Annotated in this window: 12 protein-coding genes; 11 read left to right on the top strand and 1 reads right to left on the bottom strand. The window is 40.9% G+C overall.

All coding sequences use genetic code 11. The features are described 5' to 3' along the window. Positions 1-77: 77 nt before the first annotated feature. Positions 78-521 carry a hypothetical protein gene (locus IE056_RS13590; protein WP_229793768.1) on the bottom strand — a complete coding sequence of 148 codons (444 nt, stop codon included), beginning with the start codon at positions 519-521 and terminating at the stop codon, positions 78-80. 169 nt (positions 522-690) lie between these two features. On the opposite strand from IE056_RS13590, the gene IE056_RS13585 reads away from it, so the two are divergent. From IE056_RS13585 to IE056_RS13535, 11 genes are all read left to right on the top strand, one after another. After that, a complete protein-coding gene (locus IE056_RS13585) occupies positions 691-1,497 on the top strand; it encodes a TrmH family RNA methyltransferase (protein ID WP_189605261.1) in 807 nt (268 codons plus the stop codon). 22 nt (positions 1,498-1,519) lie between these two features. Next, complete coding sequence (locus tag IE056_RS13580; protein WP_189605260.1) at positions 1,520-2,752, top strand: M48 family metallopeptidase; 1,233 nt, start codon at positions 1,520-1,522, stop codon at positions 2,750-2,752. Between the two features lie 44 nt (positions 2,753-2,796). Next, entirely contained in the window at positions 2,797-4,998 is a 2,202-nt protein-coding gene (locus tag IE056_RS13575) for a RelA/SpoT family protein (RefSeq protein ID WP_189605307.1), read from the top strand. Between the two features lie 24 nt (positions 4,999-5,022). Beyond that, positions 5,023-5,496 (top strand): Fur family transcriptional regulator, encoded by a 474-nt coding sequence (locus tag IE056_RS13570; RefSeq protein WP_189605259.1) that lies wholly within the window; start codon positions 5,023-5,025, stop codon positions 5,494-5,496. An 11-nt stretch (positions 5,497-5,507) separates the two neighbouring features. After that, a complete protein-coding gene (locus tag IE056_RS13565) occupies positions 5,508-6,779 on the top strand; it encodes an adenylosuccinate synthase (RefSeq protein ID WP_189605258.1) in 1,272 nt (423 codons plus the stop codon). Between the two features lie 215 nt (positions 6,780-6,994). Continuing rightward, positions 6,995-8,671 carry an OstA-like protein gene (locus tag IE056_RS13560; RefSeq protein WP_189605306.1) on the top strand — a complete coding sequence of 559 codons (1,677 nt, stop codon included), beginning with the start codon at positions 6,995-6,997 and terminating at the stop codon, positions 8,669-8,671. 6 nt (positions 8,672-8,677) lie between these two features. Next, positions 8,678-9,856, top strand: a complete 1,179-nt coding sequence (locus IE056_RS13555) for an aspartate aminotransferase family protein (protein WP_189605257.1) — start codon at positions 8,678-8,680, stop codon at positions 9,854-9,856. 106 nt (positions 9,857-9,962) lie between these two features. Then, entirely contained in the window at positions 9,963-11,363 is a 1,401-nt protein-coding gene (locus IE056_RS13550) for a tetratricopeptide repeat protein (protein ID WP_189605256.1), read from the top strand. Positions 11,364-11,396: 33 nt separating this feature from the next. Next, a complete protein-coding gene (locus IE056_RS13545) occupies positions 11,397-12,344 on the top strand; it encodes a DUF368 domain-containing protein (RefSeq protein WP_189605255.1) in 948 nt (315 codons plus the stop codon). Next, the gene (locus IE056_RS13540; RefSeq protein WP_189605254.1) at positions 12,322-13,344 is read left to right on the top strand and encodes a DUF368 domain-containing protein; all 1,023 of its coding nucleotides are present in this window, start codon (positions 12,322-12,324) and stop codon (positions 13,342-13,344) included. Before IE056_RS13545 ends, IE056_RS13540 begins: the two co-directional genes overlap by 23 nt. After that, the gene (locus tag IE056_RS13535) at positions 13,337-14,077 is read left to right on the top strand and encodes a shikimate dehydrogenase family protein (RefSeq protein ID WP_189605253.1); all 741 of its coding nucleotides are present in this window, start codon (positions 13,337-13,339) and stop codon (positions 14,075-14,077) included. Before IE056_RS13540 ends, IE056_RS13535 begins: the two co-directional genes overlap by 8 nt. The last annotated feature ends 62 nt before the right edge of the window (positions 14,078-14,139 follow it).

The following is a 14,139-nucleotide window of genomic DNA, read 5'->3' as shown; positions in this document are numbered from 1 at the left end:
GATTCTGAAATTAATTCAGAATGACGAATTAAGAGCTTTTCAGACAGTCTCTTCTTTTTAGCATAAACCAGTTTAGCTTAATCTACATCCACATCTCTTGATAAGACGACCTGTGTAGAAGGCCGCATAATATTCTGGCTGTCTTCTGCAGTAATAAAGATTTTTAAAGGTTTATAAGGGGTCATTGTCGTTAGTTCAGCTTTGTTTTTACTGCTAATCCTTAGATTCCCCAGGTTTACGGTGCCATGATTTTCGGTCTCCATCCACGCCACATAATGACTTCTGGCGGGAGTTAACCTTTTAGGGCTGGCCATATTATTTATTTCAAGTTCAATTTCATAATTGTTGCTCTTGTTTCTATCAATTTTCACCTCTGCCTCGGCTGCAGGCAATACTTGTGAAGTGGGAAATACATACTTATTTGAGCAGGAACTAATCATAATAGCTGCAAAAATGAACGTGAGGATTTTAAAGGCATCCTTTACCGGTAATGATTTTTTCTTTGTCTGTTTTGTTTTCATTTTTTCTGAATTTATCTACTTTTTACAAAATACTCTTTTTAGACCTTCCCCGAAAGTTTTTTGGCACTCTCAGGTTCTTAGCACCTCAATTTTAATAAAATTTAACCCTTCTTAACTTCAGGTTAGGCCTAATCTTCCATTACAGGAGCTACTTTCCTATCTTTGCCACATGCAGAAACAAATCACCAGCCCACACAATCAGGCAGTAAAAAAAATACTTCAGCTTCAGGAAAAATCCAGGACCAGAAGAAAGGAAAATCAGTTTGTCATTGAAGGCATCCGGGAGATTCGTCTTGCCTTCAAGGGAGGCTATCAGGTGAATGAGATATATTTTTCTCCGGAACTTTTTTCAGAAGATAAAATCTCAGATCTTCTGAAAAACAGTATTTCTGAAATTTCATTGATAGAAATTTCCACCGAAGTCTACCATAAGATAGCCTACCGCGGAAGCACCGAAGGGGTTATTGCGGTCGCCGCAGGAAAAGAACTCAGCCTGAAGGATCTTAACCTGAAAACCAAAAATCCACTGATCCTGATAGCCGAAGCTCCCGAAAAACCCGGAAATATTGGGGCTTTACTGCGGACGGCCGATGCTGCCAAAGCCGATGCAGTGTTAATTGCCAATCCAAAAACCGATATGTTCAATCCGAATATCATCAGGTCCAGTGTTGGTTGTGTTTTCACCAACCAGATCGCCACTGCAGGAACTTCAGAAATTATCGCCTTTTTAAAGGAACGGAAAATCAATATTTTTGGAGCTGCTTTACAAGCCTCGGTTCCTTACCACACCATAGATTTTACACAATCCAGCGCCCTGGTGGTAGGCACCGAAGCCACCGGACTTAGTAAGGAATGGCTTGAAAATACGACTCAGAATATCATAATTCCCATGCAGGGGGAAATAGATTCTATGAATGTGTCGGTTGCCGCAGGAATCCTTATTTTTGAGGCTAAACGTCAGCGGAATTTCCAGTAACCTTGTCGGTAAATTGTAAAAAATGTCCCCAAACACCCTTTTCTACATCATTGTAGCCTTTATCGTTATTGATTTTATTGTAGATCAAATTCTGGATACGCTTAATGCCCGGCATTTTGATGATCCTGTTCCTGCATCTCTCAAAGATGTTTTTAACAAAGATGAATACGAAAAGTCCCAACAGTACAAGAAAAACCGACATAAATTCGGAGTGATTTCCTCTTCTTTTTCAGTTGCGCTCCTGCTGGTCTTTCTGTTTTTAAACGGATTTGATTATGTGGATTCTATTGCCCGAAGCTGGTTTGACAATCCAATCCTTATTGGGTTGGTTTTCTTCGGAATGATCATGCTGGCAAGCGATATCCTCTCCCTCCCTTTTTCGTATTACAGCACCTTTGTGATTGAGGAGAAATTCGGATTCAATAAAACCACCAAAAAAACTTATTTTCTTGATAAGCTGAAAGGCTGGGGAATGATGATCTTTCTGGGCGGAGGTGTCCTTGCATTGATCATCTGGTTTTACCAGATTGCAGGTGACAGCTTCTGGTGGTATGCGTGGATACTCGTGGCAGTTTTCAGTATTTTCTTGAATATGTTCTACGCCCGACTGATCGTGCCGTTGTTTAACAAACAAACCCCTTTACCTGAAGGTTCCTTGCGAACAAAAATTGAAGAATACGCTCAAAAAGAAGGATTTAACCTAGAAAAGATCTTCGTGATAGATGGCTCCAAAAGAAGCACCAAAGCAAATGCTTATTTTTCGGGCTTCGGAAATGAAAAAAGGGTCACTCTGTATGACACGCTGATCAATGATCTTGAAGACGAGGAAATTGTAGGGGTTCTGGCCCATGAAGTTGGACACTACAGGAAAAACCATATCCTCATAAACTTGATCTCTAGCATAATCATTACCGGATTCACCCTTTGGCTGCTGTCGCTATTTGTAGGTTGTCCGGTGCTGTCGCAAGCCCTTGGCGTGGAGCAACCAAGCTTTCATATTGGATTGATAGCCTTCGGTATTTTGTACAGCCCAATTTCAGAAGTAACGGGATTACTAATGAATTACCTATCCAGAAAATTTGAATACCAGGCAGATAATTTTGCAAAGACCACCTACAAAGCAGCACCTTTGATAACAGGGTTAAAAAAACTGACAAAAAATAGTTTGAGTAATTTGACACCACACCCTGCTTATGTTTTTGTACATTACTCTCACCCGCCGCTGTATAAGCGAATAAGGAATTTACACCAGTAATATATGTTGTTTCTTTTGTATCTTAATTGTACATTTATTTTATGATGACGGAAGCCGCTATAGATAAGGAAAATAAGGAAATTGCCCAGCAATATAAGGAATTGTTGCGTATAAGTTACCAAACTCTTTCCGACGAAGATAAGAAGTTGATAAGAAAGGCGTTTGACACGGCTGTGGATGCCCACAGTGACCAGCGCCGTAAATCTGGGGAAGCATATATTTTCCATCCCATTGCCGTGGCAAAAATTGTAGCTTCAGAAATTGGACTGGATGCTACCTGTATTGCTGCTGCTTTATTGCACGATGTGGTGGAAGACACCAAATACACCCTGGAAGATATTGAGGAAATGTTTGGGAAAACCGTGGCGAAAATTGTCGATGGTCTCACCAAAATATCTCACCTTAAAAAGGATAAAGATGTATCCCTTCAAGCCGAGAACTTCAGGAAAATGCTTCTTACCCTCAATGATGACGTTAGGGTTATCATTATCAAGATTGCAGACAGGCTGCACAACATGCAGACGATGGATGCCATGCGTGCGGATAAACAGGAAAAAATAGCTTCTGAAACCCTGTACATTTACGCACCCCTCGCCCACCGGATTGGTCTTTACAACATTAAAAATGACCTGGAAGACCTGGGGCTGAAATATACCGAACCTGATGTGTATAATGACATACTCACCAAGATAAGGGAAAGCAAGGAAGAGCAGGACAGATACATTTCAGAATTCACTAAAGTGATTCAGAATTCACTGGATCAAGAAGGAATAGAATACGAGATCAAAGGCCGACCTAAGTCCATTTATTCGATCCGTCGGAAAATGAAAAATCAGAATGTGAGTTTTGATGAAGTCTACGATAAATTTGCTGTCAGGATCATATACAAAACCCATACTGCGAACGAAAAATTCCTTGCCTGGAAGATCTATTCTGTGGTTACAGATCATTTCCGGCCAAACCCCACCCGCTTAAGAGACTGGATCTCTTCTCCAAAATCCACCGGATACGAAGCCCTGCACATCACCGTGATGGGGCCAAAAGGCCGATGGGTGGAAGTGCAGATCCGAAGTGAACGAATGAATGAAATAGCAGAAAAGGGCTATGCCGCACATTACAAATACAAACAAGGCAATGAAGAAGATGGCCTTGAGGAGTGGGTGTCAAGGCTTCAGGAAGCACTTGAAAATCCGGAAGGAAACGCGGTAGACTTTGTTGAGCAGTTCAAACTGAACCTTTATTCCAAGGAAATTTTCGTGTTTACACCCCAGGGAGACCTGAAATCCTTACCAAAAGGGGCAACTCCGCTAGATTTTGCTTTCAGTATTCATACCGAAATTGGATATCATACCCGCGGGGCAAGAGTGAACGGTAAACTGGTTCCGTTAAGTCATGTACTTAACAGCGGGGATCAGGTGGAAGTAATAACTTCAGAAAAAGCCCGGCCTAATTCCAACTGGCTGGATTATGCCACCACAGCACGTGCCCGCGCAAAGATCAAAGCCTCCTTAAAAGAGGAAAAGAAAATGATCGCCGAAGAAGGAAAAGTAATCCTTACAAGGAAATTAAGAGCGCAAAAGATTCCGTTTAATGAAAAAACCGTGAATGAGCTGGTGGTTTTCTTTAAGCTCAAAACGAGTCAGGATCTCTTCTACAGGGTTGGAATGGGAATTATTGACAACATTAAGCTAAAGGAATACGCTGCCTCAAGGAGCAATGCGCTAGTAAGTTTCTTTAAAAGTAAGATCAAGAAATCCCCGAAAGTTGAAGATATTGACCGGGACGAGATCACGGTAAAATATGATCAGCTAGTTTTCGGGAAGGAAGAAGATGTGCTGGATTACAAGCTCGCCAACTGCTGTAACCCAATTCCGGGAGATAGTGTTTTTGGATTTGTAACGGTGAGCGAAGGGATAAAAGTCCATAAAAAAGACTGCCCCAATGCCATCCAGCTGCAAAGTAATTTTGCCTACAGGATCATCCAGGCAAAATGGAAAGATTCCTCGCAGGAAGAATTCAAAGCAGTGATAAAACTTCAGGGAATCGATAATCTGGGATTGGTAAATGATGTTACAAAGGAGATCTCCAACAACATGAATGTCAACATTAGAAATATTAATTTTGACAGTACAGACGGAGTTTTTACAGGAAAAATTACGGTGATTGTAAAGAACAATACCATTTTGAAGAAGTTAATGGAACACCTGAAAAAAATAAACGGTATAGATAAGGTGACACGTGAATAATCTTATACCTTTGCAACCAGAAATATGAGCAAAAAAGTAGCAAATAAGAACGATCAGGCAATAGTAAAGAATGTTTTCACTAAGTTCCTGGAAGAGAAGGGCCACCGGAAAACTCCCGAGCGCTTCGCCATTCTTCAGGAGATATATAACAGTGAAGATCATTTTGATATAGAATCCCTCTACATCAAAATGAAAAATAAAAAGTACCGTGTTAGCCGCGCGACTTTATACAATACCATTGAATTACTGCTGGAATGCGCTTTGGTACGCAAGCACCAGTTTGGCCAGAACCAGGCACAGTACGAAAAATCTTATTTCGACAAAAATCACGACCATATTATTCTCACCGATACCGGGGAAGTGATAGAGTTTTGTGATCCCAGAATCCACACAATTAAACAAACAATTGAAGAAGTTTTTGGTATAGAAATTACCAAACATTCTCTCTATTTTTACGGCAACAAAAAAGCAACCGAAACCAATACCGAAACAGAATAATTTAAATTTTTATGGCAGTAGATTTACTACTTGGTTTACAATGGGGTGATGAAGGAAAAGGCAAAATTGTAGATGTTCTTACCTCAAAGTATAATATCATTGCGCGCTTCCAGGGAGGCCCAAATGCAGGTCACACTTTGGAATTTGATGGCATCAAACACGTATTGCACACGATCCCATCGGGAATTTTTCACGATAATGCCCTTAACCTGGTAGGTAACGGAGTGGTGATTGACCCTGTGATCTTTAAAAAAGAACTGGATAATTTAGAAAAGTTTGATCTTGATTATAAATCCAAACTCCTAATTTCCAGAAAAGCCCATCTTATTTTACCTACACACCGGTTACTAGATGCTGCCAGTGAAGCTGCAAAAGGCAAAGCTAAAATCGGATCTACTCTAAAAGGAATTGGCCCAACTTATATGGACAAGACCGGCCGAAACGGAATTCGCGTGGGAGATCTTGAACTTAGTGACTGGAAAGAGAAATATCGTGCACTTGCAGATAAGCATGAAGCCATGATCACATTTTATAATGTGGATATCCAATATAATCTTTCTGAACTGGAAGCAGAATTTTTCAAAGCCGTAGATGTTTTAAAAAGTCTGCAGTTCATCGATAGCGAAGAATACCTGTATCAGGCGCAGAAAGAAGGAAAAACCATTCTAGCTGAAGGCGCTCAGGGTTCCTTACTGGATATAGACTTCGGAACTTATCCTTTCGTAACCTCTTCTAATACTACAGCTGCAGGAGCCTGCACCGGACTTGGAGTTGCGCCCGGACATATTGGGGAAGTCTACGGAGTATTTAAAGCTTACACAACAAGAGTTGGAAGCGGCCCCTTCCCTACCGAACTTTTTGATGAAGATGGAGAAACCATGGGACGCGTAGGAAATGAATTTGGTGCCACCACGGGAAGACCACGTCGTTGCGGCTGGCTAGACCTCGTTGCATTAAAATATGCTGTTCACGTAAGCGGAGTAACTCAGCTTATTATGATGAAAGCTGATGTTTTAAGCGGATTTGAAACCTTAAAAGTTTGTACTTCCTACAATTACCAGGGGAAAGAAATTCAGCACCTGCCGTACAATATCGAAGCTAACAATGTCACACCGGTTTACACTGATTTTAAAGGCTGGAAAGAAGATATTACGAAAATCAGCAAAGTTTCAGAATTTCCTAAGGAACTGGATGAGTACATTGCCTTTATCGAAAAAGAACTTGAAATTCCAATAAAAGTAGTTTCTGTTGGGCCCGATCGCCTGCAAACGATTAACAGATAACTTATCCTGTTATACAGATTTAAAAGGTGTTGATTTGATCAACACCTTTTTACTTTTCACCATTCGCGGCATGAGTTTGGATAATGAAATTATTCAGCAGTTGAAATTATCTTATCTTTAATAATTCGCTATTTTTGATACCAAAATTCAGTTACTTGAAACAGGTTCCATTTATTACTCTATTTTTCATTCTACTTGTCTCGGGATTTTCTTCCATGGCGCAGGAAGGAAGGGAAATACAATATGAAAGCGACCGGTTTTCACGGGATGACCAGAAGTATCCCGGCGCATTGATCTTGACAAAGGTCAATAATCAGGTGCATTTTACACACGAAGGAATAGAAGTCTGGTGTGACCAGGCCATACATTATGATGAGGAGAATTTCTTTAAAGCCTTCGGAAATGTAAGAATGAAGCAGGGAGATACCGTCACCATGACAAGCCGGTATGCCGAGTACAATGGAAACACCCAGTTTGCCTTTGCCAGCGGTAATGTCAACATGAGGAATCCTCAGACTTCCCTGACATCTGACACTTTGTTCTTCGACCGTGTAAAACAGCAGGCCTATTACCGCAGCGGTGGTACGGTTCGAGATACTGCCAGTGTACTTAAAAGTCAGGTGGGACGCTACTTTCTGGAAGATCAAAAATATTCTTTTTCTTCAGATGTAGTGTTGACCAATCCGGAATATGTGATCAACTCTGCTCAGCTGGATTTTTTCTCAGAAACCGGAAATGTATTTTTCTACGGCCCCACCACAATTACCAGCGAGACCAGCACGATCTACTGTGAACGCGGATTTTACGATACCCGTGGTGATACGGGATATTTTGTAAAAAACTCAAGAATCGACTACGAAAACAGGATTTTACAGGGAGACAGCCTTTATTTTAACCGGAATACAAATTTTGCTTCAGGAACTAATAATATAAAAGTTACCGATACTATCAATAATAGCATTATCCGGGGTCATTATGCAGAAGTTTACCGGGAACAAGATTCAGTTTTTATTACAAAAAAGGCAGTAGCCATTTCTTTACAGGAACAGGATTCAGTTTACATTCACAGTGACACCTTGATGGTCACCGGCAAACCTGAGAACAGGATTATTCGAGGGTTCTATGACGTACGGCTTTACAAAAGTGACATGAGTGGAAAAAGTGATTCCATTCACGTACAGCAAAGTACCGGCCTTACTCAGATGCTGGGAAATCCTGTAATCTGGTCAGGAAATAATCAGTTAACCGGAGACACCATTCACCTGCTTAACGACATAAAAACTGAAAAGCTGGATTCTTTAATTGTGTGGGATAATGCCTTTATGATTCAGAAAGACAGTGTAGAAGGCTTTAATCAGTTAAAAGGAAAAGAACTTTACGGACTTTTCCGGGATAATGAGCTTTATCAGGTGGACATTCTCAAGAATACAGAAACAATGTATTATATGCGGAATGAGGCCAAAGATCTTATTGGGATCAACAAAACCTTATCTAGTTCCATAAAAATTTTATTTGAGGAACAGGTTGTTACAGATATATATTATTTCAAGCAAATAGATGGTAATCTTTTTCCTGAAGAAGAGTTACCACCCAATGCCCGGGAGTTTAAAGGCTTCAACTGGCGGGGAGAAGAGCAGCTCCATTCGGTGGACGACCTCTTTGCAGGGGAACCTCCACTTGAATTACCCTTGATTCAGGGAATTCCATTACCTGAAGAGGAAGGAGAGTTTTTCGAGGAACGGGAGGAAGACGATCCTCTGCTTAACGAAAAATCACGATTACGCCCCACAGATCTTAGAAACAGGGAACAGGATAGTATTTCTCCGCAGCAGCAGGAACTGCTGCCTGAAGAAAACCTGCCTGAAGCACCCGAAATTATACAGGAGCAGTAAAAAATCTTGAAAAACGACTTTTTAAAATATCAGGCGCAAACCTCGCCATATCCTCTTGCCGTGGAAGTTTCATATGCAGAAGGATCTTATATTTTCTCTACGGAAGGTAAAAAATACCTGGATTTTGTGGCAGGCGTTTCGGCATGTAGTCTTGGACATCGCCATCCCCGGGTAGTACAGGCTATAAAAGATCAGCTGGATAAGTATCTGCACGTAATGGTGTATGGAGAATATGCACAGGCACCTGCCGTACAACTCAGCAAACTGTTGGCAGAACATCTTCCGGATCCCCTGGAGAAAACCTATTTGACCAATTCCGGAACCGAGGCCATTGAAGGCTCTTTAAAACTTGCACGTAGATATACGGGAAGAACTGAGATTATTGCTGCCAGAAATGCCTATCATGGAAACACCATGGGTTCTCTGAGCCTTATGACCTACGAGGAGCGTCAGAAACCCTTTCGTCCTTTGATTGGAGATGTTTCTTTTATTGAATTTAATTCGGAAGAAGATCTCGAAAAGATCACCGAAAGAACTGCCGCTGTCATCCTGGAAACCATACAGGGAGGTGCCGGATTCATTCTGCCAAAAAATAACTACCTTAAAAAGGTGAAGATTAGGTGCGAAGAAGTTGGTGCACTACTCATCCTAGATGAGATTCAGCCGGGCTTCGGGCGTACCGGAAAACTTTTCGGATTTCAGCATTTTGATGTAGTCCCAGATATTGTAGCCATGGGCAAAGGAATGGGAGGAGGGTTACCTATTGGTGCTTTTACTGCTTCCGAAAAATTGATGGACTCCTTAAGTGACCACCCAAAAATGGGACACATTACCACCTTTGGCGGGAATCCTGTCATTGCTTCGGCGGCACTGGCAACATTGCAGGAAATCACTGATACTGACTTAATTGCAGACAGTCTTCAGAAAGAAAAATTATTTAGAAAATTATTAGTCCATCCACTAATTTCGGAAATTCGCGGTAAAGGTTTAATGCTCGCACCCATCCTAAATTCTGAAGAAATCGCCAACCAACTGGTTTTACAGGCACAGGAAAAAGGCCTCATTCTGTTCTGGTTACTATTCGAAAAAAGAGCCGTACGCATCTCTCCTCCCCTTACTATTTCTGAAGAAGAAATTAAAGAAGGATGCGGCATAATTATTGAGCTATTGGATCAATTACAGTAGCAGGTCAGGCTGTTGATTACTTTGTTAACAACAAATAGATCTAATCCCACATCTGCTGCTTAACATTTTTAACTTTATTACTGTAGAAATCAGTAACCCCTTGCTTATGCAATTAAGTCATAACGAAGAAAACAATTTCTCTCTTACCCGATTTGAATCCATGCTCAAAACGAATGATGTTTTGTTCTTTGATTCGAACGAATTCGAAAATATTATTCATTACTATTTAGAAAACGGGAAGATAGCATTGGCAAAAAAAGCCGTAAAGCTGGGTCTTACTCAGCATCCCGGCTCCACAAATCTTAAACTTCTTAAGGTAGAAATTCTGGTTTTTGAAGATAAACTTGATCTTGCCGATGGTCTGCTCGATGAAATATACGATCTGGAAACTTCTAACGAAGAGATTTATATCCAAAAAGCAAACATTCTTTCAAAAAAAGATCTCCACGGCGAAGCCATAGAAATGCTGGAAAAAGCACTTGAAATCACGCTGGATGAAGCAGATGTTTATTCCCTTCTAGGAATGGAATATCTTTTCCTTGAAGATTTTGAGAATGCAAAGCAGAGTTTCATGAAATGTCTTGAGGCCGACGAGGAAGATTATTCGTCCCTGTACAATGTGATGTACTGTTTCGACTTTTTGGAACAAAAGGGGCAGGCAATCGAATACCTTAATGGGTTCCTCGACAATAATCCATATTCTGAAGTTGCCTGGCACCAGCTGGGAAAACAGTATTTTGACCTTAAAAAATATAAAAAGGCACTTGCAGCATTTGATTTTGCTATAATTAGTGACGATTATTTCATTGGTGCTTATCTTGAAAAAGGAAAAGTGCTAGAGAAAATGGGTCGCTACAATGAAGCCATTGAAAACTACAAGATCACCCTGGAGCTTGAAGACCCAACTTCCTTCGCTTACCTGAGGATAGGAAAATGCTATGAAAAACTTGGGGCAGATGAACTAGCCTTAAAGCATTACCGCCAAACGGTTCACGAAGATCCTTTACTTGACAAGGGCTGGATTGCCATTACCGACTTCTTCATTAAAAAACAGAATTTTTCCAAAGCTTTGTATTACATCAACAAAGCGATCAATATTGATGAGGAAAACGTGCTTTACTGGAAACGTTACGCTAAAATCAATCAAAGGCTAAGCTATTTTGAAGAGGCTGAAAGAGGATTGCGAAGAAGCCTTGAACTCGGCAATTACGAGCTGGAAACCTGGATTAGACGCTGTGATATTTTAACGGGGCTGGGTGAATATGAAGCTGCCGTCCAGAACTTGTTGCAGGCAACAGAATTTTATCCGGAAACTGCTGAAATAGATTATCGTCTTGCCGGATTGTTCTTTACACTTCAGGAGGCGGAAAAAGGTTTTTATCACCTTGAGAACGGCTTAAGTCTTGATTGTGAATATTATATCATTATCGAAGAGCTTTTCCCGAAGGTGTTTGCCCGAAAATCTATTAAAGATAAGATCAATTCCCATATAAAGGCATGCAGTTAATTATTAGATTTGTGCGCAAATCATAGTAACAGGATGCAACGAAGTATTAAAGACTATTTCACAATAGGTTTAAAAGGAATGGCTATGGGCGCTGCAGATGTGGTGCCCGGAGTCTCTGGAGGAACCATAGCTTTTATCTCCGGAATTTATCAGGAGTTGATCAATACCATTAGCGGCGTAAATATTTCGCTGCTGGTAGTTTGGCGAAAAGAAGGTTTTGCTTCCATGTGGAAAGCATTAAACGGAAATTTCATTCTTGCTCTTTTTGCTGGAATCCTTATCAGCTTTTTCTCCCTGATGCGCCTGGCAAATTATCTGCTGGAAAACCATCCTGTCCTTATCTGGTCCTTCTTCTTCGGATTAGTGCTCGCAAGCATTTTTTATGTCGCCAAACAAATCCCAAAATGGAATTTAAAAATCTTCCTTTGGCTTGTACTTGGTGCGGCAGTTGCTTTTTATATTATTTCGTTACCTCCAATGGCCGCTGCATCCAGTGATTTGTTCCTGTTTTTTGCAGGTGCGATCGCAATTTGCGCCATGATCCTGCCGGGAATTTCGGGATCATTTATCCTGGTACTTTTAGGAGCATATAAAACGGTGAGTGAAGCCACACATGATTTTGATCTCAAAACTTTAGGAATTATTGGCGTTGGTGCTGTTTTCGGGCTTCTGACATTTTCCCGACTTTTAAAATGGCTGTTCGCAAATTACAGTACCATCACCCTGGCTATTCTTACCGGCTTTATTGCCGGTTCCCTGAATAAAATATGGCCCTGGAAGAAGGTTCTGGAAACAGCCGAGTATGGAGAAAAATCGGTAGTAATAAGAGATGAATCTGTTTTACCGTGGAATTTTGAAGGAGAATCCCAAATGTGGTTTGCCTTTGCTTTAATGTTTGCCGGTTTTGCGCTTATTCTTATCTTAGAGCGCCTTGCCGAACAAAAACCTGAAAGCGATAATGCAGCAAACCCGAACGCTTAGCGACAAACTTTTCCTGGTCCTCAAAGGATTGGCCATGGGTGCCGCAAATAAAGTACCCGGAGTATCGGGCGGTGTCGTTGCTTTCGTAGCCGGTTTTTATGAAGAATTTATTTTCTCTTTAAGACGCATTAACTACAATTCCTTTAAACTGCTTATTAACGGGCGTTTTAGAAGCCTCTATTATTACATAAATGGTCGCTTTCTCGGCCTCTTGATCCTGGGGATGGTAATTAGCTATTTTAGCGTTTCCCTGCTGCTCGATTATCTCATTTTACATTTCGAACTCTATGTCTGGTCCTCTTTCTTCGGAATGATCATAGGCTCCATTTATTATATTAGCAAAGACTACGAAGCCTGGAACAGCAGGAATATCAGCTTTGCCCTCCTGGGAATTATTGCGGGGGTTGCGATAAGTTTGCTGGAACCTGCCAAAGAGAATGACAATTTATGGTTTGTTTTTCTCTGCGGAATCATTGGCGTTTCAGGAATGACATTGCCGGGATTATCGGGATCTTTTATTCTCATCTTGCTTGGAAATTATGTGCTGCTACTCGTGGATTCGGTAAACGCGCTTTACAATACTCTTTCTGAAATTATCCTTCTTGATTTTTCTTTCCTTTATAATGAAGCACGTTTAAGAATGCTGAAGGTCTTACTGGTATTTTCAATAGGATCTATCGCGGGGCTGGTGAGTTTATCACACGTATTGGGATATGTCCTGAAACATTACAAAAATGCCACTTTTGCCGTTATAATTGGATTCATTACAGGCTCCCTGGGAGTGGTATGGCCCTGGAAGGAAGAAGAATTCCGGAGATATCCTGATGGAAGCATGGTGCTCGACCAGAGCGGAAATCCCATTGTGGACAATTTTGACCGCTATCTCCCCCACATATCCGATCCCAACACATGGCTGGCAATCCTGTTCATTATCGTAGGGGCTTTTATTGTAATATGGCTTGCCTGGTATGAAAACCGAAACAAAAAGATCTATGGATAAATATGGTTTACTGGGAATGAACATCTCTTATTCATTTTCCAGAAGTTACTTCAGCAAAAAATTCGAACAATTGGGAATAAAAGCTTCCTATGAAAATTTCGATCTCCAGGAAATATATAAAATACGTGAGGTGATTGAAAACAACAAAGACCTAAAAGGCTTAAATGTGACCATTCCTTACAAAGAGCAGATCATTCCTTTTTTGAATGAACTGGATCGCACAGCTGCAGAAATTGGTGCTGTCAACACCATCAAAATTTCAGAAAACGGCGCTTTAAAAGGTTTTAATACAGATTCCTTCGGATTTGTAGAGTCCATAAAACCTTATTTAAAAAATCACCATAAAAAAGCACTGATTTTAGGGACAGGAGGCGCTTCGAAAGCAGTAGCCTATGGTTTAAAAAGCCTGGATATTGAATACCAGTATGTTTCCAGAAGAACATCAGAAATGAGTATTTCATACGAACAACTTTCCGAAGAGATCATGCAGGAACACCAGGTGATTGTTAATTGTACACCTTTGGGCACCTCTCCAAAAACAGCAGAATATCCGGCGGTTCCAGTAGAATTGATCAGTGAAAGACAGGTAGTCTTTGATCTTATTTACAATCCTTCGGAAACCAGGTTAATGCAATTGGCTTCAGAAAAAGGCGCGACAGTGGTTAACGGACTAAGGATGTTAGAGCTACAGGCAGAGCGGGCATGGGAAATCTGGAATTCGCCCCTTTTCTAACTTCATTCCGGCTCTTTACAAATAAGCACAAAACCTTGTTAGGTTTTACGGGAGTTATTATC

Origin of the sequence: Salinimicrobium marinum (assembly GCF_014651535.1) — a bacterium.
Lineage (GTDB): Bacteria > Bacteroidota > Bacteroidia > Flavobacteriales > Flavobacteriaceae > Salinimicrobium > Salinimicrobium marinum.
Note: the sequence above shows the minus strand (reverse complement) of the source record. Positions and strands in the feature narration are given on the sequence as shown.

Excerpts from the sequence above, each read along its gene's own strand:
- IE056_RS13575 (WP_189605307.1), top strand. The coding sequence starts at position 2,797 with ATGACGGAAGCCGCTATAGATAAGGAAAATAAGGAAATTGCCCAGCAA.
- IE056_RS13540 (WP_189605254.1), top strand. The coding sequence starts at position 12,322 with ATGCAGCAAACCCGAACGCTTAGCGACAAACTTTTCCTGGTCCTCAAA.
- IE056_RS13545 (WP_189605255.1), top strand. The coding sequence starts at position 11,397 with ATGCAACGAAGTATTAAAGACTATTTCACAATAGGTTTAAAAGGAATG.
- IE056_RS13585 (WP_189605261.1), top strand. The coding sequence starts at position 691 with ATGCAGAAACAAATCACCAGCCCACACAATCAGGCAGTAAAAAAAATA.
- IE056_RS13570 (WP_189605259.1), top strand. The coding sequence starts at position 5,023 with ATGAGCAAAAAAGTAGCAAATAAGAACGATCAGGCAATAGTAAAGAAT.
- IE056_RS13535 (WP_189605253.1), top strand. The coding sequence starts at position 13,337 with ATGGATAAATATGGTTTACTGGGAATGAACATCTCTTATTCATTTTCC.
- IE056_RS13590 (WP_229793768.1), bottom strand. The coding sequence starts at position 521 with ATGAAAACAAAACAGACAAAGAAAAAATCATTACCGGTAAAGGATGCC.
- IE056_RS13550 (WP_189605256.1), top strand. The coding sequence starts at position 9,963 with ATGCAATTAAGTCATAACGAAGAAAACAATTTCTCTCTTACCCGATTT.
- IE056_RS13560 (WP_189605306.1), top strand. The coding sequence starts at position 6,995 with ATGGCGCAGGAAGGAAGGGAAATACAATATGAAAGCGACCGGTTTTCA.
- IE056_RS13580 (WP_189605260.1), top strand. The coding sequence starts at position 1,520 with ATGTCCCCAAACACCCTTTTCTACATCATTGTAGCCTTTATCGTTATT.
- IE056_RS13565 (WP_189605258.1), top strand. The coding sequence starts at position 5,508 with ATGGCAGTAGATTTACTACTTGGTTTACAATGGGGTGATGAAGGAAAA.